The following is a 24,391-nucleotide window of genomic DNA, read 5'->3' on the forward strand; positions in this document are numbered from 1 at the left end:
GCTCGAGATCTCCTGGCCGACAAACCGTATTACACTAAATCACGGCCTCGGGAATGTCAATGGAAAGGCGCTGAATGCATACCGTCGGCGCGTCACCATCTATCGGCGCGTCACCGGGATCCGCACCCGCAACGCGTTGCTCGTGTGACTTCGTTCATCCATCACGAATACCTCGACGATCTTGATCCCCTCCGTGTCCCACTTGAGGGTTGTTTCGACCTTCCCGACGGCCAGGCCGTACGTGTCGGTTTTGAGACTCACGACTTTCGGCGCAAACGCCGGCCTGTAGACCCACTCACGAACCTCGGACGGAAAGATATGAGCCTCTACCACATCGGCATCGGTATCCTCAAAGTCGAAGGTAACCCTCACCGTCTCTCCAACCCTCGCCTTCGCCGGTTCGACCTGGAGGTTCGAAATAATCGGTACGCCCGGTCCCGCCGCGGTGGGCTGTATTCGCCAGCTTGCGCATGCCGACAACATTAACACGCCGACGCCCGCCGGCATGAGCCGCTTCATCACACTGCATCCCATCAACCCGTTATAGCTCTTCTGCATCCTCGGATGTCCTCTCCACCCCCCCTAGACTGACTCGGTACGTCCTGCCCTCGTTCTCGACGCCAACCTGATACGATCCGGCCCCAAGGGATAACCTGTAGCTGCTCCGTGGTCTCGACAGACCTCGCCATGTCCGGCCCAATGTCTCAAATCGTTCCTCGTAGCGTCTGAGAGCGACGCATGCCTCGGCCAGGGAGATCCGGCGGAACCGGACAACCTGGCCCGGTCTCGCCTGGCCCAGCCGATAGATGTCTTCCTGAATCACCACTGCGATCTTGGTGTAACCGCCGGTCGTTTGTCGATCTGCCAAGAGGATCATCGGCTGACCGTCGGCCGCCACCTGCACCGCCCCCAGCGGGGTCGAGTCGGAGACAATATCCGCACTCGATCGATGGGCGATCGGCGGTCCCTGAAGCCTGGCGCCCATACGGTCCATCTGCGAGGTACAACGATAGGATCCATCTAAAAAGGCGCGAATCCCCTCCGGGGTAACGTGATCGTCTTGCAACCCAAGGACTACACGCACCGTCAGGGGCTGACCTGTCGGCTTCAGCCACCCCTGAGGCAGCCGCCGGTCACCGACCGTCCAAGGTTGCCGTCCCGCCGGGCCGATCGCAAGGCGATCACCCCGACGCAGCGCCCGGCCCTGGAAACCGCCGAATGCGGCGGGAAGGCAGGTGGAACGGCTGCCGAGCACAACCGGCACATCGATCCCCCCGGCAACAGCGAGATAGGCGCGTAACCCGTGCCGGGCGCGCTGAAGTTGCAGGATCTGCCCGCCATGGATCCCGACAGCCGCTCCGTACTCAACCTGACTTCCGTCCACACGCGGCTGCATGTCGGCCCCCACGATCGCCACCGTTACATCGGTCAGCACGCGAAGCGTCGGCCCCTCCATCGTCGCCTCTAACCCTGCGCATCCCTCCTCATTCCCAAGCAGGAGATTGGCGGCCCGCAACGCAGTCCGGTCCATCGCGCCGGAGGTCGGTACGCCGTATTGCTGATAGCCGGTCCGACCGAGATCCTGGACCGTCGTCAGCACCCCCGGCTCCATCACCTCAAAGGCGTCCAGGCTCGCCCCCTGCACAGGGCCACTGCGTAATCGGGACGAATCTGACCCGGTCGCCCGGCAGCAGCAGTGTCGGCTTCGCCGCAGACGGGTCGAAGAGACGAAGGGGTGTCCGACCGATGATGCGCCAGCCCCCCGGGCTCTCGATCGGGTAGATGCCGGTCTGTCCCCCGCCGATCCCCACGGAGCCGGCCGGCACCTTCAGCCGCGGCGTGGAGAGTCGAGGGGCCGCAAGTCGTGCCGGAAGGTCGCCAAGATAGGGAAACCCCGCCATGAAGCCCAGCATGTACACATGGTAGGTCGGATCCGCGTGGAGACGGACGACCTCGTCCGGTGAAAGGCCGTTACGGCAAGCCACAAATTCGAGGTCGGGGCCATATGCCCCACCATAGATCGTCGGGATCTCCATCAACCTGGGCGGCTGCTCAACCAGGCTCTCGACCGAATCGTCGAGCCGGCCGATCCATTGTCTCAAGGCCTCGCGGCTGATCACGAGCGGATTGTAATAGATCGCAAGCGATCGATAGGTAGGCACCGCTTCCACGACCCCTTTTACCCTTGCCTGTTCGAGCGCCAGGCCCAGTGCCCGAACCCGCCGGTTCAAGGCGATGTCAATGGTGTCGCCCAACTCCGCCACCAGACAGCTCTCTCCGCCGTCAAGAAACCTGACCGACAAGAAGCTCCTCCAACGCCATGGTTTGGACCCCCGCCGATGCGAGCCGCTCGCGGAGTCTCTTCGCAATAGCGGGCGCCCCGGGGGTGTCTCCATGCAGGCAGACGGTATCCACCGCTATAGGGATCATGCGACCGGTAATGGCCCGGACCTTTCCCTCGGCCATCATCAATACCTGATCGGCGACCGCATTAGGATCGGTAAGCAGGGCGCCGGGCACCGATCGAGATACCAGGCTCCCGTCTTCGTTATACGCGCGGTCGCCGAACCCTTCCCGCGCTACCCGTAGTCCAGCCGCCTGTCCGGCCTTCACAAGTTCGGAGTCTGGAGGCCCTATCAGGATCAAGGCGGGGTCAACCTCGGCGACCGCTTGCGAAATAGCCTCGGACAGGTGCCGATTATGAGCTGCCATATGATAGAACGCACCATGAGGCTTGACATGCTGAAGATGCATCCCCTCCGCCTGTACAAAGGCCCGGAGCGCCCCGACCTGGTAGACCAGATAGTCTCTTGCCTCCTCCGGAGAAAGCTGCATCGACCGCCGACCAAAACCAATCAGATCCGGAAGCCCCGGATGCGCTCCCACCTTGACATCATGAGCCTTTGCAAGCCTGATACTCTGTCGCATCACCCGCGGATCCCCGCCGTGCCATCCGCAGGCAATGCTCGCCGATGTCAGATAGGGCATCAGCGCCTCGTCATTCCCTGTTGTCCAGACGCCAAAGCTCTCTCCGACGTCGCTATTCAGATCAAGTCGCACCGCCGCCTCAGTATGGATGGCTCCCGTAGCTACCTTCTGCCACCACTGCACCCCGTTTCACGCCTTGAAGCAGTTGACATAGGGTGAATTTTACAATATCGTGGCAATCAATTAAAGCTCTTTGAGCAGAAGCGTGCCGGGCGATCAGAGCGCCGGGTGTTCCATGATGGAACAGTACCGTCCAACACAACACCTACTGAAAGGAGACGACCATGGCTGAAACGATTACCCGTGTCGATTACTTCTACATTGAGACCCCCAACAAGCCCGGCGAGGCGGCGCGTGCGCTGAATGCCATCAAGGAGTCGGGGATCAATCTGCTGGCCTTCTCAGGGTTTCCCAAGGGACGGCGAGCCCAACTCGATTTCATCCCCGCCGATTCGGCGGCCTTTACGAAGTGCGCTCGAAAGGCCGGGTGCAAGTTGAGTAAGAAGAAGAGCGGCTTTCTTATTCAGGGCGAGAATCGGATCGGCGCCGTCGCCGACGTTCTGACCAAGCTCGCCGATGCCAAGATCAACGTCACCGCCGCCACGGCCGTCAGCGCCGGCGCGGGCCGGTACGGCGCCATCCTCTGGGTCAAGCAACCGGACCTCCGGCGCGCGGCCAAGGTCCTCGGCGTCTAGTGTCGCGGGTCTGACATCCGTCGCAGAAATCCGGACGTCATTCCGGCTCACGCCTGCGCACGCGGGCGTGAGCCGGAACCCAGTCTTCCTGTGTTGGATTCCTCATTTCGCGGAAATACCGCATGCGCCACTGGTGAGCCCACGGGGATGACAGTTTGTTGCAAGCCTATCCCGTCACTGGCTGGTCATTGCGAGCGACCAACGGGAGCGCGGCAATCTCACCGTTTTTGATGCTGTGAAAAACGGTGAGATTGCTTCGGTCGCTACGCTCCCTCGCAATGACACGGGAGACTTTCGGAACTATACTACGGATCGCCACAGGAAGGAGTGCGTTGATCACGAGAGTTCAGAAGTGGGGCAACAGTCAAGGGATCCGCTTGAGCAAGCAACTGCTCTCGGAGGTCGAAATTAAGATCGGCGATGCAGTAGATGTCGCAGTGCGTAACAGTACTCTCGTTGTGACCGCGCTGCGCCGAGTGCGAGGCGGACACAACTTGCGCGAACTGGTCCGGCGCATCCCAAAGGATTACAAGGCGAAAGAACTCGACTGGAGGTATCCCGTCGGTCGAGAGATCTGGTAGATGGCGGAGTATGTCCCCCGAAAGGGGGATCGCGTGTCTCTATTGAGCGCAAAGTCGCAGGGAGGATGCCGTGAGGCTCACCGGCAAGCGCGTTGCGATTCTGGCGGAGAATCTGTATCAGGAAATGGAGCTCTGAGGGGTTTTGACAGTCTCGTCCGCCCTTGCTATGATGCCTGCGATGTTCGTGATCCGCGTTCACTGAGTCTGAATGGAGCCATGAGTTGCTACGGGGGTATGTCGGTGACCGTTGAAAAGTTGATCCTGGCCACGCCGAGAGGATTCTGTGCCGGGGTGGACCGCGCCATCGATGTGGTGAAGATCGCCCTCGAACTGTACGACGAACAGGTCTACGTCCGGAAGGAGATCGTACACAACCGCCACGTCGTTGATGAGCTTCGGAAAAAGGGCGCCATCTTCGTCGATGACCTGGACGAGGTTCCCGATGGGGCGCTGGTCATCTATAGCGCCCACGGCGTCTCTCCGGAGGTCCGCGCGCAGGCGGCCGCCAAACAGTTGAAGGTCATCGATGCGACCTGCCCGTTGGTCACAAAGGTCCATAATGAGGCGATCAAGTTTGCCCAGGAGGGTCGTTCGATCATCCTGGTCGGCCACAAGGGACACGATGAGGTAATCGGGACAACCGGCGAGGCCCTGGACGCCATCACCGTCATCGGGTCGGTGGAGCAGTTGGAGGAGTTGAACGTTCCCGATCCTACCAAGGTCGCGGTGATTACGCAAACTACGCTCAGCCTGGACGACACCAGAGGGATTATTGACGCCCTCAAACACAAGTTCCCGGCGTTGGCCGCACCGCCCAAGGACGATATCTGTTATGCTACCCAGAATCGTCAGACCGCGCTGAAGGAGCTGGCCTCGCGTGTCGATCTGATCCTGGCCCTGGGCTCACAGAACAGCTCGAACTCCAAACGGTTGATCGAGGTCGCCAAAGGGGTCGGGGTTCAGGCCTACCTGATCGACGATGTCAGCGAGATCAACCCGGCCTGGCTCAAGGGAACGCGGGTCATTGGGGTGACAGCCGGAGCATCAGCCCCCGAACACCTGGTCCAGGGTGTCGTCAGCTATTTCAAAGAACTGGGCGTAACTAATATCGAAGAGATCGAACCAATCAAGGAGGAGGTCAATTTCGGCCTGCCTCAAGAACTCATTATGGAACGACAAGCGTGCGGCAGATCCTGATCATTACCCTCGCATACGGCATCACGCCGGCATTAATGGGGCTGACGGTCGTGCTGGCTTGGTGGATGGCCAACCGACGAGATGACGCACCAGGGGAAGAAGAGAGGTGAAAACAGTCACATGCGCCCTCGAAACCGCCGATCAATCCTGATGCTGTCACTGCTGCTGGCGATAACCGGCTGCGCGACCCTTGCCGGAACCGGTCGAGTCGTCAAGTCGTACCCGCGCCCTGCGAAGGAGACGCTTGTGGCCGTCAACCTGGCGCTTCGCGATCTTCACTTTTTTCCGACCGATCTGCTGCCAAGCCACTCCAATCCCCGCCTGACGTACGTCTCTACGGCCTATCGGGAACAGAGCCTCGGAGAAATCGTGTATGTCGCTGTCCGGGATATGGGACCTGCGCAATCGCAAGTGGAGGTCCTGACGAGGGGCGATCTTTCGGGGGTCTGGACCTGGTCTGTCTGGTGGCCGCCCCTGATCTTCGAGCAGACCGATCGTCGGATTCGGGCTACCCTGCCGCCACAGGCGGCGCCCACACCACCCCCGCCCCTGCCCGACCGCTTAGCCCTCTGATGGAACCGAACCGATGAAGATGAGATCGCGTGCTGCCGGCATATTCGCCGGATGCGCCATCGCCTGCGCGGTACCGAACCTCGCCTTTGCAGCCCAGAAGACGGTATCCGGTCAGCAGGCTCTCAAGCTTGGCGTCGTGGACTTTCGGGAGGTCGCCCTTGGCTCCAAAGCCGGAAAGGCCGCCAAGGCCCGTTTGGAAAAGCTGGCGGAAAAGCTGCAAAAGGAGATGAAGGCCGAGCAGGCCAAGCTGACCGCGCGCCAGAAGGAGCTTGACGCGGCGCTGCCTCGGCTCACGGTTGCAGAACGAGAGGACCGCACCGCGTCGCTGGAGCGTGACGGCGCAACCTTTCAGCGTCTCCTCGAGGATAAGACGGAGGAGTTGAAAAACGCCGAGACGGAGAGCATCCAGGATCTGGCCAACCGCTTCGATGGGATCCTGAAAGCCTACGCCGCTGAAAAAGGCTTTACCGTCATTCTGGAGGCGCAGCGCCCCGGTATTCTGTATTTCGACAAGAACCTCGACATCAGCTCCGAGGTGATTAAGCGGTTCGATCGAACCTCGCCGAAATGACCAATCCCCCCGATCTCCGCACCCTCAGTAACCGCCGGCAATAGCCGGCACAATGGAGACGAGATCACCCGGCTTGAGCGGCGTTGAGACACCCTGCAGAAATCGGATATCTTCCTCGTTCACATAGATATTGATGAAGCGGCGAATGCTGCCGGAATCGTCACAGATCCGCTCCCGTAAACCGACATACGACTGCTCCAGATTTTCAATCAGCTCATTGATGGAATTACCCTGTCCCTCAACCTCCCCCTGTCCGCTGGTCAGACCACGCAATGGGGTTGGAATGCGCACCTTGACACTCATCGATTCGGCTCCTTTCCATGATCCCTTGCCACGATACCTGTGATTTCGCAGTGCCGAGCTCTTTCCATACGCTATCGTGGCGTCACGTCAAGATCGTGAGACGCCATCGCTTCGTCGAATGATCGAAGGGTCGGTTTGATGTGCAGTCGAACCTTCAATGATGAGGCTACCGCCTCCTGGGTCTTCAGCCCGTTACCCGTAATACAGAGCACCAGGCTCTCGTCCCGGGGAATCCGTCCCTGCTCGATCAGCCGCTTAGCTGCCGCAACGGTCACCCCGCCCGCCGTCTCCGCAAAGATCCCTTCGGTGCGGGCCAACAGCTTCATTCCCTCTACGATCTCCTCATCCGTGGCATGTTCGCCATACCCGCCGCTCTCCGTGACGGCCTTATAGGCGTAATAGCCGTCCGCAGGGTTGCCAATGGCCAGCGACTTGGCGATGGTCCGCGGCTTAACAGGCTTGATGATCTCGCTCTTGGCCTTGATGGCGGTCACAATGGGGCCGCACCCTTCAGCCTGAGCCACGTACATCCGCGTATGGCACCCGCCATCCAGGAGACCCAGCCGATCGAACTCTTTCAGCCCCTTCAAGATCTTGGTGACCAGCGACCCTCCGGCCGCCGGCACCACAATATGCTGAGGCGCCCGCCAGCCGAGTTGCTCAGCCACCTCGTAGCCAAAGGTCTTGGAACCCTCGGCGTAGTAGGGCCGGATGTTGATATTCACGAATGCCCACCCGTATTTGTCGGCAATCTCGCTGCACAGCCGATTGACCTCGTCGTAGTTGCCGTCGACGGCTACCAGCTTCGGATTGTAGATCAAGGTCCCCAATACCTTGCCCTGTTCAAGATCGGCCGGCACAAAGACAAAACTTGGCAGTCCGCCTTCGGCGGCATGAGCCGCCACCGAGTTGGCCAGATTGCCGGTCGAGGCGCAGGCGATCACCTTGAAATCGAATTCTACAGCCTTGGTGACGGCGACCGCCACCACCCGATCCTTGAATGAGAAGGTGGGATGGCTGACGGTGTCGTTCTTGACATAGACCTCCCGCATCCCCAGCGCGCGCGCCAGGTTGTCGGCTCGTACCAGGGGCGTCATCCCGCAATACCGTCCGACTGCCGGTTCCCCCTCGATCGGCAGCAGCGCCTTGTAGCGCCAGATGCTGGGCGGTCCCGCCTCAATTGCCTTTCTGGTCAGTCTGCCCCGCAGCGCGTCATAATCGTAGTCCACCTCGAGCGGCCCGAAACAGTACTCACAGACGTGCAGGGGATCCGCGGGGTACGGCCTGCCGCACTCCCTGCACTTCAATCCTTTTACCAGCGCCATCTCAGCATCCCTTCCCCGGAGTCGGCTCTACCCTGATCCCCAAACCGGCCAGGTAGGCAATCCCCTTATTCAATGCATCCTCCTCGCCGTCCAGTTCCAGCATCACCTCGCCCGTCTGCTCGGTCACCCGTGCCCGACGGACCGTCGGGATGAGTTTGAATTGCCTCGACAGGCGATAGATGACCGGCTCTTTGATGAGTGCCTGCGGGTAGATGAGCGTAATCATCCGTTTTGGCATCTCGTGTCCCCTTCGCTCAAATGAAAAACCCCTTCTCACTGTTGCGAGAAGGGGCTGTCGAAATCGACGGCTTCCTTCTCATCTCTCATCCCGCCCTGTGTAGGGATGTAGGAGTTGGCACCACTGTTTGCGAATACAAGCTGCAAACCGGTTGCCGTGGCTTCGCAGGGCCAGTCCCTCAGCCACTCTGGATGAAAAGGCCAACGGCGCTTATATAATCAAACCCGCTTTCCGCTGTCAAGCACAAATGAAGCACCTCACGAAACGACGTCCTGCTCGATCGGCGCCACATGGACCCCGCGATCCTCCAGCCACCTGATCCCATTCTCAAGCGACTGCTGATCTCCCTCGAGTTCGGCCATGATCCATCCGATCCCCTCGGTGAAATCGGCCTGACGAATATTGAAGACCAGATCGAACGTCTGACTCAACTGCCACAGAATCGGCTCCTCGGTGAGCTTTCCGGTAAACGTCAGGTGCACACGCCTTTTTGTCATTGCGTCTCTCGCATCTCGACCGTATAGGTTCTACGTACTCCCCGTGTATATGGTACAATGTAAATTATCGTAAGCATCTCGTAAAGCCCGATCCTTCCCGCAACGGCACTGATGAGGAGCAACGGCACCATGAGGATCGACGGGCCGACCTTTACGCCACATCAGATCATGGGCGCATTAAAGACCGGCGCCCTGCTGATCGATCTGCGGCCGCACGAGCAGTTTGCCTCGGGTCATATCCCGGGAAGCATCAGCGTCGTCTTCAGCCGTAAGAGCCTCTCGCAGCGTATCGCAACCGCGATTCCGCCCGGTCCTCCGATCATCCTGTTCGCCGACGATGCGGGTATCGCCGAAGCAGCCCATGACGCCCTTTATGGAGTGCAACGAAATCCTCTTCTTGGCCTCGCGACAACGGGCATCGCCCCGTGGCATGGCACAGGGCTTCCGCTCGCTACGCTGCCACGGATATCCGTCGCCGTGCTCCAGCAACACCTCACCGCTCCAGATACCACGCTGTCGCTGATCGACGTCCGCGAGCCCTTTGAATGGGAGTTGGGCTACATCAACGGCTCACTGCTTATCCCGCTTGGCGAAATCCGGCATCGCATCGCGTCGCTCGATCCCGGCAACCAGATCGTCCTGATCTGCCAGGAAGGCTTACGCAGCGCGACCGCGGCCAGCATCCTGCTGCATCACCACTTTTCAAGGGTCAGTCACGTCACCGGGGGTCTGGGTAGCTGGCTTGACGCCGACTACCCGACCGTCCGACCAACCCGGGAGTGATTAGTGACTAGTGTTTAGTGGTTAGTGGCTCGGGGCCGGCTACTGATCACGAGTCACTTAACACTGCCTTCACTCATCACACCCCCTGCATCCACTCCGCCAGAATCTCGGAAACCTCAGGACGCGTAAACTCTTCCGGCAGCGGCTCGCCGCTTCGAAGAAGTTCCCGAACACGCGTACCGCTCAACGTGACCCGCTCGGAGGCGTCATGCGGACAGGTCTTGGCCGAGGCCATGCCATCGCAGCGACGGCAGAAGAATGCCTCGTCAAAGAAGAGCGGGGTGATATCCAGCTCGTCGCGCGTGAGACTGAGAAAGAGGTCGCGGGCCGCGTACGGATGATAGTAGCCGCCGACCCCGGCCGGGTCCCGCCCGACGATGAAGTGGGTACAGCCATAGTTCTTTCGGACCAGGGCATGAAAGACCGCCTCCCGCGGACCCGCATATCGCATGGCGCCCGGGAAGACGCTCAACATCACCCGCTCCTTCGGAAAATATCGTTCCTCAAGCGCACGATAGCAGCGAAGCCGGATTTCCGAAGGGACATCGTCGAGCTTGGTCCGACCGACCAGCGGGTGGATCAGCAGTCCGTCCATCAACTCCAAGGCGCACTTTTGAATGTACTCGTGCGACCGATGAATCGGGTTCCGAGTCTGAAACCCAACAATCGTCTGCCATCCCCGCTCTTTGAATCGTCGGCGCGTCTCGGCCGGAACGCCGTAATAGTCCTCAAACCCCGGCAGCGACGGCGGGCGGATCAGGCTGACGGTCCCGCCGATCAGAAGATCGCCACGCTGGTAGAGGTACTGCACACCGGGATGGCGGGTCTCTTCAGTGCGGTAGACCTGGCACGCCTCCGCTCGCTTATCGTACGGAAAGATCTCCTCCACCGACAGCAGGCCCAGCAGCTCGCCGTCCGAGTCCAGCAGCGCCGCCTCGCCTCCCTCTTTGAGCGTTGCCACCTCATCCTGAGGCGCGGCCAGGGTGATGGGGAGCGTCCACAGGATGCCGCTCTTCAGGCGCATGTCATGAACGACCCCCTCATAGTCGGCCCGAGTCATGAACCCTTCGAGCGGACTGAACACACCGGTGGCCAGACACTCTACATCAGAGATGGCTCTCGCATTCAGCGAGATGACCGGCAGATCCCGCGCCCTGCCGACCGCATCGGCCCTGGCCTCCCCCGTCAGCACCCGCGAGACGAGCCGCCCACCATGAGGCGCGATCGGCGTCGACGCTCCGTTCCTCGACACTTCTATCGATTCCGCCATAATCTCTTCTCCCCCGATTTCGGCTGCTCGCCTTAGCTGTTCTGACCGTGATCGCCCTTCCGGCTGTCAAGATGCAATCCGCACTCCTTCGTCACGGGGCTTTCCCACCACCAACGGCCCGCCCGTACATCTTCGCCCGGCTTGATCGCCCGCGTACAGGGCGAGCAACCGATGCTGGGAAATCCCTGGTCATGAAGGGTGTTATAGGGCACATCGTGCTCGCGGATATAGGCCCAGACCTGCGGCTCGGTCCAATCCGCGAGGGGATTGATCTTGGCGATGGAGCCGTGGCTCGCATCGATCTCCACGATATCGATGCCGGTGCGGGTGGCTGCCTGCTCGCGTCGCAATCCGGTGATCCACGCGTCAACACCCTGTAGCGCCCGGCCGAGCGGCTCGACCTTTCGGACGAAGCAGCAGAACTTTCGCTCCTCGACACTCTGCCGGAAGGAGTAGAATCCGCGCTCCCGCTCCAGCGCCTCCACGGCATCTCGCCCCGGAAAGTAGCTTTGGATCGCCACCGTGTACCGCTCTCTGGTCCGCTCCATCACATCGTACGTCTCCTCATGCAGGCGGCCCGTATCCAGCGTAAAGATCGCAACCGGCGGCTCGATCTTCGACAGCATATCAGTGACCACCATATCTTCAGCCCCAAAACTGTTGGCGAACGCCAGCTTGGAGCCGAAGGTCTCAATGGCCCATCGAAGTATCGTCTGGGGTGTCGCGCCCCGAAACCGTTGATTCAGTTCCGCCACGTCCTCTGCAGACCACCTTCGACTGTGTTGACTTGTCTCCTGAATTCCCGATTGTCCTCCCATGATTCCTCCTTGTTGGAATACTCCAATGTGTGCGCCATTTACGCACTCATACGCCAGATCACAACCATATCGTTGTCCCGAAGTCTCCCATGTCATTGCGAGGCGCAGCCGAAGCAATCTCACAGTCCTCCAGGACAACGACGGTGAGATTGCCGCACTCCCGTTGGTCGCTCGCAATGACGACCGTAACGCGGGAGTCCTCGCCTCGGACTTTCATACTCATCGGTGTATTCGCTATTGCAAGTGACGGATACGCGCGTGGTTTAGTGGTGACTCGCAGGAAGTACCGCGATCCCGTGCGGATCTTTGCCAGCCGGGATCTCGGCGATAATCTTGTCCGTGAGCGTATCGATAGCAATGACGCTGTTCGTATCACGACTGGTCACGTACAGACGACGACCATCCGGCGTGATGGTCAGGATGTCGATCCGCTTACCCGCCGGGATATCTTTAATGATCTTTAACGCCTTACAATCGATGACCGATACCACATTGGCCTTACGATTGGCCACATACGCCTGCTTGCCGTCAGGCGAGATCACCAGGCCATGCGGCTCGCCCTCGCGCGCAATCCTGGCGGCAACCTGGTGATTCATAAGATGTATGACATCGATCTGATCCACATCGCCGGCGGTCACCAGCAAAAGCTTGCCGTCCCACGTGACGTCCGTTCCCATGGCGCCCTTGCCCGCCTCGATGGTCGTCATGATCTTACGGCTTTTCACATCGATCACCGACAGGTCTCCCGATCCTCCGTTACTGACATAGGCTCGCGTACCCTTCGGGTCGAAGACCACAAGCGCTGGAGCCTTCCCGACGGCGATCGTATCGACCGTCTGCCTTGACTCCAAATCGATGACCGTCACATCATTGGACCCCGGGTTCGCCACCCAAAGCTGTCGGCCATCCGGTGTGACGGCGGGACCGTGGGCTCTGATCCCAGCGGGTAATGTGGCAACCGGCTTTCTCGACCTGGTGTCGACCATGCTCACATCGTTGGACGCGGCATTCGCAATGAAGGCATAGGCGCCGTCGGGCGAAAAGGCGATATTATGCGGCTTCTTACCGCCCGGCGTGATCGTATCGATCACCCTATTGGTCTCGGTATCGATCACGATGACGGTATGATCCTCCTGATTCGTCACCCACGCTTCGTACGCCCACGCCTGACTGACCCATGATGTGATGCCCACGACTAAGGCCAGTCCGGTAACAAACAGGACCAGCCTGACAATCTGTCTCTTCATTCCTTCTCCCCTCACTGTTGTTGTATGCTGCCTGCTCCGATCGTTTCCACCACCTGGTAATCCGACCGCTACGACGCGCACTCGCCCGGTCCGATATGAATCGAAAATGCCTCTTCGGCATTGTAGTCGAGATATTGATCCGGCGCCTCAGAGACCGCCGGCAGGTCCGTAAACGGCGCCAGGACCTTCTTCACCGATTCCAGTCCAACACGGTCCAGAAAGCCGTTGAACGATTCCCCATCCTCTCGCGTCCTCTGATAAAGTTGCAAGACCGTTTCCACCGCATCAGGGACATTTTTCGCCGGAATCCGCGCCACCGGTCTGGCGTAACTCGCCTGGCCCGGCGTGAGCCGCGCGCCCAGCAACATCTCGTAGGTCGGCACCTGCCGACCGTTGAACTTCTTCGCGCCGCCGTATAATCCGATATCCGCAAGATGATGCTGGCCGCACGAGTTAGGGCAGGCGGAGATCTTGATCCGAAGCCCCGTCTCATCCGCCAGATCTTTCAACTCGTCATCGAACAGGGCGCCCATCGCCGCGCCTAAACCGCGAGACGAGGTAATGCCGAGCTGGCAGGTCTCGGCGCCTGGGCAGGCCGTAATATCGGCCAGCCGTTCAGCGGAGGGCGCGGCCAGGCCGACTACGCTCAGCACCCGGTAAAGTGCCGGAAGGCGCTCTGCCGGAATCCACCTGAGGGCAAAGTTCTGCTGGTTCGTACTTCGGACCGTGCCGTCTCCAAACTCACGCGCCACGAACGCGAGGGTTCGGATCTGCGCGGAGGTGATATCCCCAAGATCGAGACGGATCGTGACCATGACGTACCCGACCTGCTTCTGTTGCGACACATTGGTGGCCCGCCACCGCCGATAGGCAGGATCGGCCGGCTCTGCTGCTGTACTTGGCGACCCGGACGGGGTGCGCTGAAGCGGGACGGCGTCCCATTCAACAACCGTGGGAAATCGGCCGGCCATCGTCGACTCGAGGCCGGTCCGCTCCTGGAATACCAGCACCCGAAACGCCTCGATCCCCAGCTTGTTCAGGACAAATTTCATCCTGGCCTTGTGCCGGTCCTCACGGTTGCCGAGGCGGTCAAAGACGCGTACAATGGCCGCAACGGTCGACAGTAACCGATCCGCCGGCGTAAACTCCTCAAGCAGTTCAGCGAGGCGCGGCATGGGACCGAGGCCGCCCCCGACATAGAGCTCGAAACCCCGCTCCTCGCGGCCAGCCGCTGATCGGATGACCGCGCGGGCGCCGATATCCTGCATCGGACTCAGGCCGAGATCGTCGGGACAACCGGAGAAGGCGATCTTGAACTTCCTGGGCAGGTTCTGGTTCATCGGATTACGCAAGAGAAATCGCGCAACCGTCTCGGCATACGGGGTCACATCGAACAGTTCTCGCGGGCAGACCCCCGCGCAGTGCCCGACCACGACGTTACGAACGGTATTGCCGCAGGCCTCTCGAGTCGTCAGGCCGACCGTGGCCAGACCTCGCATCAGTGCCGCCACCTGATCAAGTTTGATGAAGTGAAGTTGGATATTCTGGCGGGTCGTGACGTGGGCCACGCCGTTCGGCGCCTTCGCCGCAAGTTCGGCGAGCAGTTCCAGTTGCGCCGCGCTCAAGCCGCCCCACGGGATCTTGATCCGGAACATCTGCTCCCCTTCTTGCCGCTGCCCATAGATCCCGTTCTGCAATCGGAACCGCTTGAATTCATCCGGCGCGATTTCGCCCTTCCAGAACCGCTGGACGAACTGATCGAAGGTGTCGATGTCCTCCTCGCTGGCCCAGGACGACCGACTGATCGACGAGACCTTCGATTGACTGACCTGCCCCTCGGCGGGAGTGGCGGTATTCAGCGATTGCTCAACAGCCTCCAGTTCGTTCGTATCATGCATAATTGCCCTCTCCATCATTCCTCGCTCCCCAACTGTCGGGGTAAGACTTACGTAGACAGATCATCCGGGGTGACAGCCGGCGACTTCTGAGGAATCAGCCTCCCACTTCCGTCTGGGGCGTTGACGCCCAAGGCGGGCGTCCCGGACTCCGATCCCCGCATGAAAAATCCGTAGAGCAACGTCAGATCGATCAGGATCACAGCCAGCCAGACCAGGTAGCCGGTCGGGCTGGTCATCAACCTGAGATCGATCAGGACCTTGGACAGACCAAAACCGACCACCCAGGCATCAAAGCTCATACAAATCCGTCGAAATGTTTCGGCATTCAGCCGCCCGATGATGTAGGCCCCTATCGGAATCCCGATGGCGACACTTGGAACGATCAACCACAGGAGCCCCGTGCTCTCCGCCGTGTACACTCCCAGAAAGTAATATGCGGTTGCCGTCACGGTCGACTCGATCACCCTGATCAGCCCCAGCGCAGCCCGAAATTCGCCCTTGACGAAGCCCTGGTTGTTGAACAGAAGCGCCAGCGGAGGGCCGGAGATAGTGGTCGTTGAGTAGAGGACACCAACGCCGACACCGAACGGAACACCGATGAGCTGTTCGGATCGAATCGGCCGTCTGACCCCCGCGGCCTGCAGCAGGATCAGGGGCAACACAATCAGATACGTGATCAGCTTAAGCCATTCCGGTCCCACCATCGAAAGTGCATAGCTCCCCCCGATGATGCCGGGGATAAGGCCGCACACGATCGGCAGCACCCGCTTCCAGATCTTTCGGATGCTCTTCCAGTTGACGAGCAACACATAGCTATTCAGCGCGACCTCCAGCAATACCAGGGCGGGGTTCAAGATCCTGTTGGCATAAAAGATCAGTGCGACGGGGACGGTCAACGATGAAAATCCGTACCCCAAAGCCCCGTTGACAGCGGCCGCAAAGACCGTGATGCCGATGAGCGTAATCTGCCCGATATCAAGGTTCATCATGCCCTCGGCGTCTGCTCATTGTGCGACCATCTCTCACTTTCGAACGTCACCCACCACGTCCGGTCCCCTACGCCGTCCTCAACGAGGCGTCAGCGCTCTATTGCACAAGTCAGCGATACAACTATGAGCCGTCACCCCGGCGAAAGCCGGGGTCCAGAAACTTATGAACACTGGATTCCTGCTTCCGCAGGAATGACGACAGGGTTGTTAGAGTAAGACGAGTACTCACGCAATGAGACACTAGTCGATTGCACCGACAGTCGATGCTTCTTCTCTGAACTGTTTCTCGGTACTGTCCCAACTGAAGATCCTGGAATAGGCGACCTTGCCGTTTTTTACCGACACCACGAGATAGCGTAGATGCGGCCATACCGGTTCGTCGCCGAACAGCGCCAGCTCTCGATCGGTCTCGGAGAAGTAGGCTTCGTGATCCGGGTGCGAATGATAGAGCAGAACAAACTCCACACCCTTCGCATCAGCGTCGCTCTGAATCCGCAGCAGATCCTTCGGATCCATGATGTAGGCAGTCTTCGCGTCTCTCGGATTCCGAATCGGGTCATCCAGGTGAAACTGATTTGCAAGATTGCCGCATCGACGTACCGCATGCGTATCCTGATCGTCCGGCTTTCCGATGACGATCCCGCAGGCCTCCTCGGGATACGCCTCTTCAGCGTGTGCAAATATTTCCTTCAGCTCTCGTTCTGTCAGGACCATGTATTCGACGCCGCTCCCCGCAGGCCTACCACCAGAGGTGGCTGTACATGTTCTCGCCAAACTCCGGAAACTCCTTATGCCACACGCCCAGGCTGATATACTTCCATCCGGTATCGCAGAGGATCACGACGATGTTGCCCTTCTCCATCCGGTGCGCCGTCCTGATCGCTACATGAACCACTGCGCCCGATGAGACCCCCGCGAAGATCCCTTCCTTGTTGGTCAGATCCTTGGTCGCCGCAAACGCGCAGCGGGAATCGACCATGATCTTGCTGTCCAGGAGACTGGTATCGAGAATCGGAGGAATGAACCCCTCGTCCAGGCTCCGAAGCCCCTGGACCAGATCGCCCGGGTGCGGCTCTACGGCAATGACCTTGGTCTTAGGATTATGTTCCTTCAGCCGTCGACCGACGCCCATCAGCGTGCCGCCGGTGCCGAGTCCGGCCACAAAGACATCGACGTCCGGAAGGACGTTCAAGATCTCCGTACCGGTCGTTTCATAGTGGGCCATCGGGTTGGCCGGATTGCCGTACTGAAACGGCATATAGAGGGTCGGGTCCTGCGCCACCAGTTTCTGAGCCAACTCGATGGCGCCGTTACTCCCTTTCGTCCCATCCGAGTAGATCAACTCGGCGCCAAAAATCTCCAGAAGCTGGCGTCGCTCCGGGGTCGCGTTTTCCGGGATGACGACCTTGACCTTATACCCCTTCCGTTTCCCGATCATGGCCAAGGCGATACCGGTATTGCCGCTCGTCGGCTCCAGGATCGTCTTGTCCTTCGTCAATTCGCCGCTCCGCTCGGCCTGTTCAAGCATGTACTTGACGATTCGATCCTTCAGGCTGCCGGTCGGGTTGGTTCCCTCCAGCTTGGCGAAGATCCGGATTCCCTTCTTGGGGCTCATTCGCGGCAGCTCTACCAGCGGTGTGTTCCCGATTGCGTCAAGAATATCGTCTGATTTCATTCATATCCTCATTTGTCGGCTGGCTCGTTTCCGGCCTGCCCTTACGTGGGGTCAGGCCTTTTGTACCGTAATCGCCCAGTCGGTATCGTTCAGTTGCGTCACGTCAAGAACGACGTGTCCCTCACTACGCAGGCTCCGGGGAACGTTCGCCGCCGAGCCGGGGTTATCTACAATCACCCTCAGCATCCGGCCGCTGTCCAGCTCCTCTAACGCCAATTTGGCCTTGACAAACGTGTAGGGGCACACCTCGCCCTTCAGATCAAGGGACTCCACCACCTGCTCAGGCGCCCCACTCATCATCCCCTCCTCCACCCCTCCACATCAGACCTTCTCCAGGACGATTTCCCACTGGGTTCCGCCGACCTCGGAGATGGCCACAACCGAGTGCCCTTCCTCCTTCGCCCACCGTGGGATATCCTCGACCGATTTCGCGTAATCGACCATTACCACCAACTGGTCGCCGGTCGTAAGCGTTCCCATCTTCTGCTTGGTCAGCATCAACGGATACGGGCAGATCTCTCCGGTCACGTCAAGGGAGTACTTTGTCATCGCGCCTCCACACCCTCCCTCTTACCATCAACATCACACCCGGGGACACTACGCCCGCTGGGCGCCGCGTACACCACGCTCAAACGCCACACTACCGAATAAGAGATAGACGCCGGCCCACACGCCCACTATCACGCTGAAGGTCGCGGTCAGACTGCTCAGCGCAAACAGCGGCACGCCGGTCAGTCCGTGGCCGATGTTACAGCCGCCCGCGATGGCCGCCCCCACCCCCATCAGCAGCCCACCGCCGAGCGCCTGGAGCAGGCGCTGCGCACCCGGGGCGCGCCAGGCGAACTCGCCGTGCGACCGCGAGGCTGCGTACGCCCCCGCGATCAGTCCCAGCCACATGAAACTACCCCAGGTCAGGCGATCGGTCTCGCCCGTAAACAGGTATCCCGAAATAGTTCGGATCGGTTCGGTTACCGACAACCCGTACTCCCGTCCGGTCAGGGCGGACATCGGCCAGGCCGCTGTCGCAATCAGACCGATGGTGATGCCGCTTCTCACCCAACTCCATCCTCGCTGATACCCGCCGGACGGGCTTCTCAGCAGCCACCATCCGCCGAGCATCACACAGACCACAACCAGGACCCAGGGATTAACGCCCAACAGCCGATCCAAGGTTGCCGGCTGTCCGTCAATCTCGATCACCCGGCTCCGAAACGCGGCCTGCACCGGCTCCAACACGCCGTCATTCGTCATGGTCATCCCGAACACAAACCCGATTAATGCGATGATCGAGCCCACCATCCCCTCACCCGACCGATAGGTGCTTCCGCTGGCGCAGCCGCCCGACAAGGCCATGCCGAGACCGAAGACGAATCCGCCGAACAGCGTCGCCATCCAGAAAAAGGGCGCCATACCCAGCCCAAACAGGCCCAGCGTCGCCATGACTCGCACCCCGACCATCTGAATCAAGAGCGCCAGCAGGTAGGCCCGCAACAGCGTCAGATCCCGCGACAACAGGATATCGCGAAACGTCGAGTTCATGCAGAACCGACCGCGCTGCAGGGCGTAGCCGAAGGCAACGCCCACAGGCAGACCCAGACCGATCATGGGGATCATGGTTGCGCCTCACATCCTCAGTGGCCACCGCCAGGCACTCCGCAGAACTCGTGGTAATCGATCAGATCGGTAATGGTCGGACGGTCGCCGCAGACCGGGCAGTCGGCATCGCGTCGCACCTTGACCTGCCTGAACTCCATTCCCAACGAGTCGAAAAAGAGGAGCCGCCCGGCCAACGAATCGCCGATCCCAAGCAGCAGCTTGATCGCCTCGATCGCCTGTAGACTGCCGACGATACCGCACAGCACCCCGAGTACCCCGGCCTCCTGACAGCTCGGCACGAGCCCCGGTGGCGGGGGCGCCGGGTACAGACACCGATAACACCCCTGACCGGGGAGAAAGACCGTCACCTGCCCTTCGAACTTAAAGATGCTTCCATCCACAAGCGGTTTCTTCAGCAGGACGCAGGCATCGTTGACCAGGTATCGGGTCGGAAAGTTGTCGCAGCCGTTCACGACTACGTCATACTGGCTGATGACCTCCTTCGCGTTCTCCGAGGAGAGCAAGGCCTGAATCGGCTCCACCTTCACGTCGGGATTGATCTGACCGATCGTCTCGACCGCCGAGACCACCTTTGGCCGCCCCACATCATCCACGTGGTGCAGGATCTGTCGCTGCAGATTGCTCAGATCGACCACATCGGCATCGATGATGCCGAGGCGCCCGACACCGGCCGCGGCCAGGTAGAGCGCCGCAGGAGAGCCCAGACCGCCGGCCCCCACGAGCAGCGCGGAACTGTTCAGCAGCTTGCGCTGTCCCCTCCCGCCCACCTCAGGAAGGATGATATGGCGGCTGTAGCGGCGGATCTGCTCCTCGTTAAACGGTCCTGCTCCCCCTGCCATGGCCGGGATCAACGCGACCTCATCGCCATCCTTGAGCGCAGTCCGCTTCCCGCCCAACTCCTCGACCGCTACGTTGTTGACATAGACGTTAAGATGACGATGCAGCTCGCCCATCTGATCGAACACCAGCGGGTGGAGCCCAGGAAAACGCCGCTCCAGATCCTCCAGCAGTTCCACGAGATCGTCCCCTCGTCCTTCGACACGGGGCTGATTCCGGGTCAGTCCCCGATAGGGGGTCGGGATATACACGCGGATCGCCGCATTGCGATTGCTCTCCGCCGATGTATGGGCTTGAGAGACCTTCATGTCAGGCCAGCCATTCATACGTATGCTCCCTATAGGTCACAGTGAAACCGACAGATATCGCTCTCCCGTATCTGGGAGGAGCGTCACTACGGCCTTTTTTGCGTCCAGCCGTTCGGCCACGATGGCTGCGGCGAAGACGTTGGCGCCCGCTGAGATTCCCACCAGCAAGCCCTCTTCCTTACCCAGACGAGCGGCCATCCGATAGGCGTCCTCGTCCTCGACCCCGATAATCTCATCAATCACCTGCATGTTCAACACGCCGGGAACAAAACTTGCCCCGATCCCCTGAATGCCGTGGGGCCTGGCTCTCCCTCCTTGCAATACGGGCGATCTGGCCGGCTCTACCGCAATGATTTGCACGTGCGGGACCTCACGTTTCAGCACTTCACCCACACCGGTAATCGTCCCGCCGGTCCCGACACCGGCCACAAAGGCATCGATCTGACCGTCGGTCGCCTTCAGGAGCTCTTGAGCCGTTGTCCGGCGATGGACCTCCGGGTTGGTCGGATTGACAAACTGTTGCGGCATGAAGTAGCCCGGATGTTGCGCCACCAGCGATTCCGCCGCGTAGACCGCTCCGCTCATCCCCTCGATCGCCGGGGTGAGGATGACCTCGGCCCCCAGTCGACCGACTAACTTTCGCCGTTCAGCGCTCATATCCTCCGGCATCGTCAGAATCAGACGGTATCCCTTGACGGCCGCCACCATCGCCAGCCCGATCCCGGTATTCCCCGAGGTCGGCTCGACAATCGTGTCGCCCGGCTTCAGGCACCCGCTCCGCTCTGCCTCCTCGATCATCGCCAGCGCGATTCGGTCCTTGACGCTTCCACCCGGATTCAACGACTCTAACTTCGCGAGAATACAAGCCGAACCGCGACGCGGTATCCGCTGCAACTGCACCAGCGGCGTATCGCCGATCAACTCCAGTATGTTTCGAACCAATCGTGGCATCGATGCGTTCAACCTCTCGGCGGTCCAGACCCGTCAGATCTGATAGCTGACCCCCCCTCGCTCCTGTTTCGACCGGATCTTCCCGCAGAGGTCTTCCAGGGTCATATGATCGACGATCCGACTGACGGCGTCGCGCACATCGGCCCAAATGTCTCGCAGAGAGCAGAGGGACTCCTCGATGCAGACCTCCCGTGGGCCGCTCCCAACGCAGAAAATCGGCACGATCGGACCCTCTGTGGCCCGAATGATGGCACCGACGGTGATCTCCCGGGGATGTTTGGCCAAGTAGTACCCCCCGCTCATCCCACGCTTGCTCTCGAGAAATCCCGCCCGTTTGAGGTTCAAAAGGATCTGCTCGAGATACCGGGTCGGAAGGTGCTGTCGCCGGGCGATATCCTCGATCTGGATCGGCCCCTGGTCGTAGTGAAGGGCCAGATCCTGCATCGCCCGCGTTGCGTAATCACCCTTTGTCGAAATCTTCATTTTCAATCATCTGCAGAATATTGAGTAAGTCGATTGACCTAGTCGTGTTTTTATACAAATTCTTACTGGGCGTGTCAAGAATTTTTTTCGGCGTAATAACCAACCGCGTGACATACGACGAACTCCGAGGACCCGTAGCGCCCGTCGTCTGTTCTCGGTATCTCCGCAATCCGCTTGCCCCATACCGGCCTTTTTGTTATCTTGAATTATCAACCTTAGCCACGGAGACGGTAGACGAGCGGGGCATCGGGTTCACGGTGAACAGTCGACAAAAGATACGTCTTGGCGTACTGATTTCCGGTCGAGGGAGCAATCTGCAGGCGATCATCGACGCCAGTGAGACCGGAATGATTGCCGCGCGCGTCGTCATCGTCATCAGCGACGTAGCCGATGCCCGTGCGTTGGAGCTGGCTCGACGGCACGACATTGAGACAAGCTTCATCGATCCGCGCCTGCATGATACGGGGGAGGCGTTCGACGCGACGGTCATTGACCTGCTGCGGAAGTGCGAGGTTGAGTTGGTCTGCCTGGCCGGGTTCATGCGTCTGCTGAGCCCTCATTTCATTCGGGAGTATCGGAACAGGATCATGAATATTCACCCGGCACTCCTCCCGGCGTTCCGAGGGCCGCACGCCCAGCGCCAGGCGCTCCGGTACGGCGCAAAGGTCTCCGGCTGTACGGTGCACTTTGTCGATGAGGGGGTCGATACCGGCCCCATCATTATTCAGGCCGCCGTCCCGGTGCTGGACGATGACACCGAAGAGAGTCTCTCGGCCCGCATTCTCACCTATGAACATCGGATCTACCCGCGAGCTATCCAACTGTTTGCCGAGGGGCGGTTGACAATCGAAGGTCGTCGGGTAGTGTGCGATGGTGCCGATACCCGACAGCCGCATGAACAACAAGCCTGGGGGGTCATCAACCCGTGACGGTGTCACACGCAGATACAGGCCACAAAGGGTTGGTGCGTGTTCGACGGGCCCTGATCAGCGTTTCCGATAAGACGGGACTGATTGAACTGGCGTCGATACTGCATGGGCTGTCCGTTCGGATCATCTCGACCGGCGGAACGGCTCGTGCCCTTCGGGAAGCCGGGATCCCGGTAGTAGATGTCGCCGACGTCACAGGTTTTCCTGAGATGATGGACGGGCGGGTCAAAACCCTCCATCCAAAGATCCATGCCGGCATCCTGGCGAAACGAGGCGACCCAGACCACCAGCAGCGGCTGCAAGAGCTGGACATCTCACCCATTGACCTCGTCGTCGTCAACCTGTACCCCTTCGAAGCGACGGTCTCCAAGGCCGACACCACGCTGGATGAGGCTGTCGAACAGATCGATATCGGCGGACCAAGCCTCATCCGGGCTGCCGCAAAAAACTTTGAGGATGTCGCGGTTGTTGTTGATCCGGCCGATTACGCCACGGTCGGCGCAGAACTGCGGCAGGACCAAGGCGGGTTATTCCGGACCCGTCGGTTCCATTTGGCGGCGAAGGCCTTCGGGCACGTGGCCCGCTATGACGCGCTGATCGCCGCCTATCTGGAGCGGCAGTGCAGCAACGGAGATCAATCGATACTCCCCGATCGCCTCGATCTTCGCCTGATGAAGCTGAGGCCGCTCCGTTACGGCGAAAATCCGCACCAGCATGCCGCCCTGTATGGCGACCGCCTCACGCGCGAACCCTCTGTGGCGGGGGCAACGCAGCTTCAGGGGAAGGAGCTTTCCTTCAACAATTATCTGGATCTTGATGCCGCCTTCGCCATGGTTGTCGCGTTCGATGAACCGGTCGCTGTTGTGGTGAAGCACACCAATCCTTGCGGCGTCGGTATCGGGTCCCGACTGGAAGAGGCGTATAAACGCGCCATGGCCGCCGATCCGGTCTCGGCCTTCGGCGGGGTCGTTGGGCTCAATCGCCCTGTCGATGCCGACACCGCGCGGGAACTGGCGGCAACCTTTGTGGAGGCAGTCATTGCCCCGGGATGCCATGAGGCGGCACTCGCCATCCTGAAAGATAAGAAGGCTCTTCGGCTCCTGCTGGTTGAACCGTGGCCGGCAACCACGCCAGCCGACCGGGCTACTCTGGAGTTCCGACCGATCGCCCATGGGATGCTGGTCCAGGAACGCGATCAGATCGATCTCGATCCCGACGCCCTCCGCGTGATGACGCAACGCGCACCCAGCGATGCTGAGATGCGGGCGCTTCGGTTCGCGTGGCGCGTCGCGAAGCATGTGAAGTCCAATGCCATCGTCCTGACGAACGAACACGCGACGGTAGGGATCGGCGCCGGGCAGATGAGCCGGGTCGACGCCTGTCGACTGGCGATTATGAAGGCAGCCTCACCGACCAAGGGGACGGTCCTGGCATCCGACGCCTTCTTTCCGTTTCGGGATGGGATTGATGTCGCCGCCGCAGCCGGCGTGACGGCGATCATCCAGCCGGGCGGCTCCATTCGCGACGCGGAGGCGATCGCTGCAGCGGACGAGGCCGGCATGGTCATGATCTTTACCGGCATTCGGCACTTTCGCCATTGATTCGAACGTCCCCAGGA

General features: G+C 60.2%; 29 protein-coding genes and 1 riboswitch. Of the genes, 8 read left to right on the forward strand and 21 right to left on the reverse strand.

Annotation, left to right across the window (positions count from 1 at the left end; genetic code table 11):
• Window positions 1–99 precede the first annotated feature (99 nt).
• From C3F12_11665 to C3F12_11680, 4 genes are read right to left on the reverse strand one after another with little or no spacing between them, the layout of a single operon-like run.
• Window positions 100–558 (reverse strand): hypothetical protein, encoded by a 459-nt coding sequence (locus tag C3F12_11665; protein ID PWB43896.1) that lies wholly within the window; start codon window positions 556–558, stop codon window positions 100–102.
• Window positions 542–1,630, reverse strand: a complete 1,089-nt coding sequence (locus C3F12_11670) for an urea amidolyase (protein PWB44014.1) — start codon at window positions 1,628–1,630, stop codon at window positions 542–544. The genes C3F12_11665 and C3F12_11670 overlap by 17 nt, the downstream gene beginning before the upstream one ends.
• Window positions 1,617–2,396, reverse strand: coding sequence for an allophanate hydrolase (locus C3F12_11675; protein PWB43897.1), 780 nt, complete (start codon window positions 2,394–2,396; stop codon window positions 1,617–1,619). Before C3F12_11675 ends, C3F12_11670 begins: the two co-directional genes overlap by 14 nt.
• Complete coding sequence (locus tag C3F12_11680) at window positions 2,284–3,060, reverse strand: LamB/YcsF family protein (protein PWB43898.1); 777 nt, start codon at window positions 3,058–3,060, stop codon at window positions 2,284–2,286. The genes C3F12_11675 and C3F12_11680 overlap by 113 nt, the downstream gene beginning before the upstream one ends.
• A gap of 212 nt (window positions 3,061–3,272) precedes the next feature.
• On the opposite strand from C3F12_11680, the gene C3F12_11685 reads away from it, so the two are divergent.
• The 5 genes from C3F12_11685 to C3F12_11705 all read left to right on the forward strand — a co-directional run bounded on the left by C3F12_11685 (window position 3,273) and on the right by C3F12_11705 (window position 6,605).
• Complete coding sequence (locus C3F12_11685) at window positions 3,273–3,683, forward strand: hypothetical protein (protein PWB43899.1); 411 nt, start codon at window positions 3,273–3,275, stop codon at window positions 3,681–3,683.
• Between the two features lie 332 nt (window positions 3,684–4,015).
• Entirely contained in the window at window positions 4,016–4,264 is a 249-nt protein-coding gene (locus C3F12_11690; GenBank protein ID PWB43900.1) for a transcriptional regulator/antitoxin, MazE, read from the forward strand.
• Between the two features lie 240 nt (window positions 4,265–4,504).
• Window positions 4,505–5,461 (forward strand): 4-hydroxy-3-methylbut-2-enyl diphosphate reductase, encoded by a 957-nt coding sequence (locus C3F12_11695; protein PWB44015.1) that lies wholly within the window; start codon window positions 4,505–4,507, stop codon window positions 5,459–5,461.
• Between the two features lie 120 nt (window positions 5,462–5,581).
• Window positions 5,582–6,034 (forward strand): hypothetical protein, encoded by a 453-nt coding sequence (locus C3F12_11700; protein ID PWB43901.1) that lies wholly within the window; start codon window positions 5,582–5,584, stop codon window positions 6,032–6,034.
• Between the two features lie 13 nt (window positions 6,035–6,047).
• Window positions 6,048–6,605 (forward strand): hypothetical protein, encoded by a 558-nt coding sequence (locus C3F12_11705; GenBank protein ID PWB43902.1) that lies wholly within the window; start codon window positions 6,048–6,050, stop codon window positions 6,603–6,605.
• A gap of 24 nt (window positions 6,606–6,629) precedes the next feature.
• Here the strand turns inward: C3F12_11705 and C3F12_11710 are convergent, their stop codons facing one another.
• The 4 genes from C3F12_11710 to C3F12_11725 all read right to left on the reverse strand — a co-directional run bounded on the left by C3F12_11710 (window position 6,630) and on the right by C3F12_11725 (window position 8,968).
• On the reverse strand, window positions 6,630–6,908 hold the full coding sequence (locus C3F12_11710) for a molybdopterin synthase sulfur carrier subunit (protein ID PWB43903.1): 279 nt from the start codon (window positions 6,906–6,908) through the stop codon (window positions 6,630–6,632).
• A 71-nt stretch (window positions 6,909–6,979) separates the two neighbouring features.
• Window positions 6,980–8,233, reverse strand: a complete 1,254-nt coding sequence (locus C3F12_11715) for a threonine synthase (protein PWB43904.1) — start codon at window positions 8,231–8,233, stop codon at window positions 6,980–6,982.
• Window position 8,234: 1 nt separating this feature from the next.
• Window positions 8,235–8,471, reverse strand: a complete 237-nt coding sequence (locus C3F12_11720; GenBank protein PWB43905.1) for a hypothetical protein — start codon at window positions 8,469–8,471, stop codon at window positions 8,235–8,237.
• Window positions 8,472–8,546: 75 nt separating this feature from the next.
• Window positions 8,547–8,669, reverse strand: a riboswitch (SAM riboswitch).
• 59 nt (window positions 8,670–8,728) lie between these two features.
• A complete protein-coding gene (locus tag C3F12_11725) occupies window positions 8,729–8,968 on the reverse strand; it encodes a FeS-binding protein (protein PWB43906.1) in 240 nt (79 codons plus the stop codon).
• Between the two features lie 111 nt (window positions 8,969–9,079).
• On the opposite strand from C3F12_11725, the gene C3F12_11730 reads away from it, so the two are divergent.
• On the forward strand, window positions 9,080–9,751 hold the full coding sequence (locus tag C3F12_11730; GenBank protein ID PWB43907.1) for a hypothetical protein: 672 nt from the start codon (window positions 9,080–9,082) through the stop codon (window positions 9,749–9,751).
• Between the two features lie 76 nt (window positions 9,752–9,827).
• Here the strand turns inward: C3F12_11730 and sat are convergent, their stop codons facing one another.
• The 13 genes from sat to C3F12_11795 form a co-directional block, all read right to left on the reverse strand.
• Complete coding sequence (sat, locus tag C3F12_11735) at window positions 9,828–11,021, reverse strand: sulfate adenylyltransferase (protein ID PWB43908.1); 1,194 nt, start codon at window positions 11,019–11,021, stop codon at window positions 9,828–9,830.
• Between the two features lie 32 nt (window positions 11,022–11,053).
• Entirely contained in the window at window positions 11,054–11,839 is a 786-nt protein-coding gene (locus C3F12_11740) for a phosphoadenylyl-sulfate reductase (GenBank protein ID PWB43909.1), read from the reverse strand.
• Window positions 11,840–12,102: 263 nt separating this feature from the next.
• A complete protein-coding gene (locus C3F12_11745; GenBank protein PWB43910.1) occupies window positions 12,103–13,086 on the reverse strand; it encodes a hypothetical protein in 984 nt (327 codons plus the stop codon).
• A gap of 68 nt (window positions 13,087–13,154) precedes the next feature.
• Complete coding sequence (locus tag C3F12_11750) at window positions 13,155–15,002, reverse strand: ferredoxin--nitrite reductase (protein ID PWB43911.1); 1,848 nt, start codon at window positions 15,000–15,002, stop codon at window positions 13,155–13,157.
• Between the two features lie 29 nt (window positions 15,003–15,031).
• A complete protein-coding gene (locus C3F12_11755; protein ID PWB43912.1) occupies window positions 15,032–15,973 on the reverse strand; it encodes a hypothetical protein in 942 nt (313 codons plus the stop codon).
• 240 nt (window positions 15,974–16,213) lie between these two features.
• The gene (locus tag C3F12_11760; GenBank protein PWB43913.1) at window positions 16,214–16,687 is read right to left on the reverse strand and encodes a hypothetical protein; all 474 of its coding nucleotides are present in this window, start codon (window positions 16,685–16,687) and stop codon (window positions 16,214–16,216) included.
• Window positions 16,688–16,712: 25 nt separating this feature from the next.
• Entirely contained in the window at window positions 16,713–17,648 is a 936-nt protein-coding gene (cysM, locus tag C3F12_11765; protein ID PWB43914.1) for a cysteine synthase B, read from the reverse strand.
• Between the two features lie 51 nt (window positions 17,649–17,699).
• Window positions 17,700–17,948: a hypothetical protein gene (locus C3F12_11770; protein PWB43915.1), complete on the reverse strand. Its 249-nt coding sequence runs from the start codon at window positions 17,946–17,948 to the stop codon at window positions 17,700–17,702.
• Window positions 17,949–17,969: 21 nt separating this feature from the next.
• Window positions 17,970–18,197 carry a hypothetical protein gene (locus C3F12_11775; GenBank protein ID PWB43916.1) on the reverse strand — a complete coding sequence of 76 codons (228 nt, stop codon included), beginning with the start codon at window positions 18,195–18,197 and terminating at the stop codon, window positions 17,970–17,972.
• Between the two features lie 48 nt (window positions 18,198–18,245).
• On the reverse strand, window positions 18,246–19,262 hold the full coding sequence (locus C3F12_11780; GenBank protein ID PWB43917.1) for a hypothetical protein: 1,017 nt from the start codon (window positions 19,260–19,262) through the stop codon (window positions 18,246–18,248).
• Window positions 19,263–19,279: 17 nt separating this feature from the next.
• Window positions 19,280–20,428 (reverse strand): thiamine biosynthesis protein ThiF, encoded by a 1,149-nt coding sequence (locus tag C3F12_11785; protein PWB43918.1) that lies wholly within the window; start codon window positions 20,426–20,428, stop codon window positions 19,280–19,282.
• 18 nt (window positions 20,429–20,446) lie between these two features.
• Window positions 20,447–21,361, reverse strand: coding sequence for a cysteine synthase A (gene cysK, locus C3F12_11790; protein ID PWB43919.1), 915 nt, complete (start codon window positions 21,359–21,361; stop codon window positions 20,447–20,449).
• A 33-nt stretch (window positions 21,362–21,394) separates the two neighbouring features.
• Window positions 21,395–21,844 (reverse strand): transcriptional regulator, encoded by a 450-nt coding sequence (locus tag C3F12_11795; GenBank protein ID PWB43920.1) that lies wholly within the window; start codon window positions 21,842–21,844, stop codon window positions 21,395–21,397.
• 257 nt (window positions 21,845–22,101) lie between these two features.
• On the opposite strand from C3F12_11795, the gene C3F12_11800 reads away from it, so the two are divergent.
• Together C3F12_11800 and purH are read left to right on the forward strand one after the other, a co-directional pair.
• On the forward strand, window positions 22,102–22,773 hold the full coding sequence (locus C3F12_11800) for a phosphoribosylglycinamide formyltransferase (GenBank protein ID PWB43921.1): 672 nt from the start codon (window positions 22,102–22,104) through the stop codon (window positions 22,771–22,773).
• Between the two features lie 32 nt (window positions 22,774–22,805).
• Complete coding sequence (purH, locus tag C3F12_11805; protein ID PWB44016.1) at window positions 22,806–24,374, forward strand: bifunctional phosphoribosylaminoimidazolecarboxamide formyltransferase/inosine monophosphate cyclohydrolase; 1,569 nt, start codon at window positions 22,806–22,808, stop codon at window positions 24,372–24,374.
• The last annotated feature ends 17 nt before the right edge of the window (window positions 24,375–24,391 follow it).

The sequence above is a fragment of the Candidatus Methylomirabilota bacterium genome (assembly GCA_003104975.1).
Taxonomy (GTDB): domain Bacteria; phylum Methylomirabilota; class Methylomirabilia; order Methylomirabilales; family Methylomirabilaceae; genus Methylomirabilis.

What these genes read in the sequence shown, in the direction of transcription:
- C3F12_11705 (PWB43902.1), top strand. Translation starts at nt 6,048, where the DNA reads ATGAAGATGAGATCGCGTGCTGCCGGCATATTCGCCGGATGCGCCATC.
- sat (PWB43908.1), bottom strand. Translation starts at nt 11,021, where the DNA reads ATGGCGGAATCGATAGAAGTGTCGAGGAACGGAGCGTCGACGCCGATC.
- cysM (PWB43914.1), bottom strand. Translation starts at nt 17,648, where the DNA reads ATGAAATCAGACGATATTCTTGACGCAATCGGGAACACACCGCTGGTA.
- C3F12_11665 (PWB43896.1), bottom strand. Translation starts at nt 558, where the DNA reads ATGCAGAAGAGCTATAACGGGTTGATGGGATGCAGTGTGATGAAGCGG.
- C3F12_11795 (PWB43920.1), bottom strand. Translation starts at nt 21,844, where the DNA reads ATGAAGATTTCGACAAAGGGTGATTACGCAACGCGGGCGATGCAGGAT.
- C3F12_11740 (PWB43909.1), bottom strand. Translation starts at nt 11,839, where the DNA reads ATGGGAGGACAATCGGGAATTCAGGAGACAAGTCAACACAGTCGAAGG.
- C3F12_11755 (PWB43912.1), bottom strand. Translation starts at nt 15,973, where the DNA reads ATGATGAACCTTGATATCGGGCAGATTACGCTCATCGGCATCACGGTC.
- C3F12_11780 (PWB43917.1), bottom strand. Translation starts at nt 19,262, where the DNA reads ATGATCCCCATGATCGGTCTGGGTCTGCCTGTGGGCGTTGCCTTCGGC.
- C3F12_11785 (PWB43918.1), bottom strand. Translation starts at nt 20,428, where the DNA reads ATGAATGGCTGGCCTGACATGAAGGTCTCTCAAGCCCATACATCGGCG.
- cysK (PWB43919.1), bottom strand. Translation starts at nt 21,361, where the DNA reads ATGCCACGATTGGTTCGAAACATACTGGAGTTGATCGGCGATACGCCG.
- C3F12_11675 (PWB43897.1), bottom strand. Translation starts at nt 2,396, where the DNA reads ATGGAGACACCCCCGGGGCGCCCGCTATTGCGAAGAGACTCCGCGAGC.
- C3F12_11720 (PWB43905.1), bottom strand. Translation starts at nt 8,471, where the DNA reads ATGCCAAAACGGATGATTACGCTCATCTACCCGCAGGCACTCATCAAA.
- C3F12_11710 (PWB43903.1), bottom strand. Translation starts at nt 6,908, where the DNA reads ATGAGTGTCAAGGTGCGCATTCCAACCCCATTGCGTGGTCTGACCAGC.
- C3F12_11760 (PWB43913.1), bottom strand. Translation starts at nt 16,687, where the DNA reads ATGGTCCTGACAGAACGAGAGCTGAAGGAAATATTTGCACACGCTGAA.
- C3F12_11750 (PWB43911.1), bottom strand. Translation starts at nt 15,002, where the DNA reads ATGATGGAGAGGGCAATTATGCATGATACGAACGAACTGGAGGCTGTT.
- C3F12_11715 (PWB43904.1), bottom strand. Translation starts at nt 8,233, where the DNA reads ATGGCGCTGGTAAAAGGATTGAAGTGCAGGGAGTGCGGCAGGCCGTAC.
- C3F12_11730 (PWB43907.1), top strand. Translation starts at nt 9,080, where the DNA reads ATGAGGAGCAACGGCACCATGAGGATCGACGGGCCGACCTTTACGCCA.
- C3F12_11745 (PWB43910.1), bottom strand. Translation starts at nt 13,086, where the DNA reads ATGAAGAGACAGATTGTCAGGCTGGTCCTGTTTGTTACCGGACTGGCC.
- C3F12_11775 (PWB43916.1), bottom strand. Translation starts at nt 18,197, where the DNA reads ATGACAAAGTACTCCCTTGACGTGACCGGAGAGATCTGCCCGTATCCG.
- C3F12_11770 (PWB43915.1), bottom strand. Translation starts at nt 17,948, where the DNA reads ATGATGAGTGGGGCGCCTGAGCAGGTGGTGGAGTCCCTTGATCTGAAG.
- C3F12_11685 (PWB43899.1), top strand. Translation starts at nt 3,273, where the DNA reads ATGGCTGAAACGATTACCCGTGTCGATTACTTCTACATTGAGACCCCC.
- C3F12_11725 (PWB43906.1), bottom strand. Translation starts at nt 8,968, where the DNA reads ATGACAAAAAGGCGTGTGCACCTGACGTTTACCGGAAAGCTCACCGAG.
- C3F12_11700 (PWB43901.1), top strand. Translation starts at nt 5,582, where the DNA reads ATGCGCCCTCGAAACCGCCGATCAATCCTGATGCTGTCACTGCTGCTG.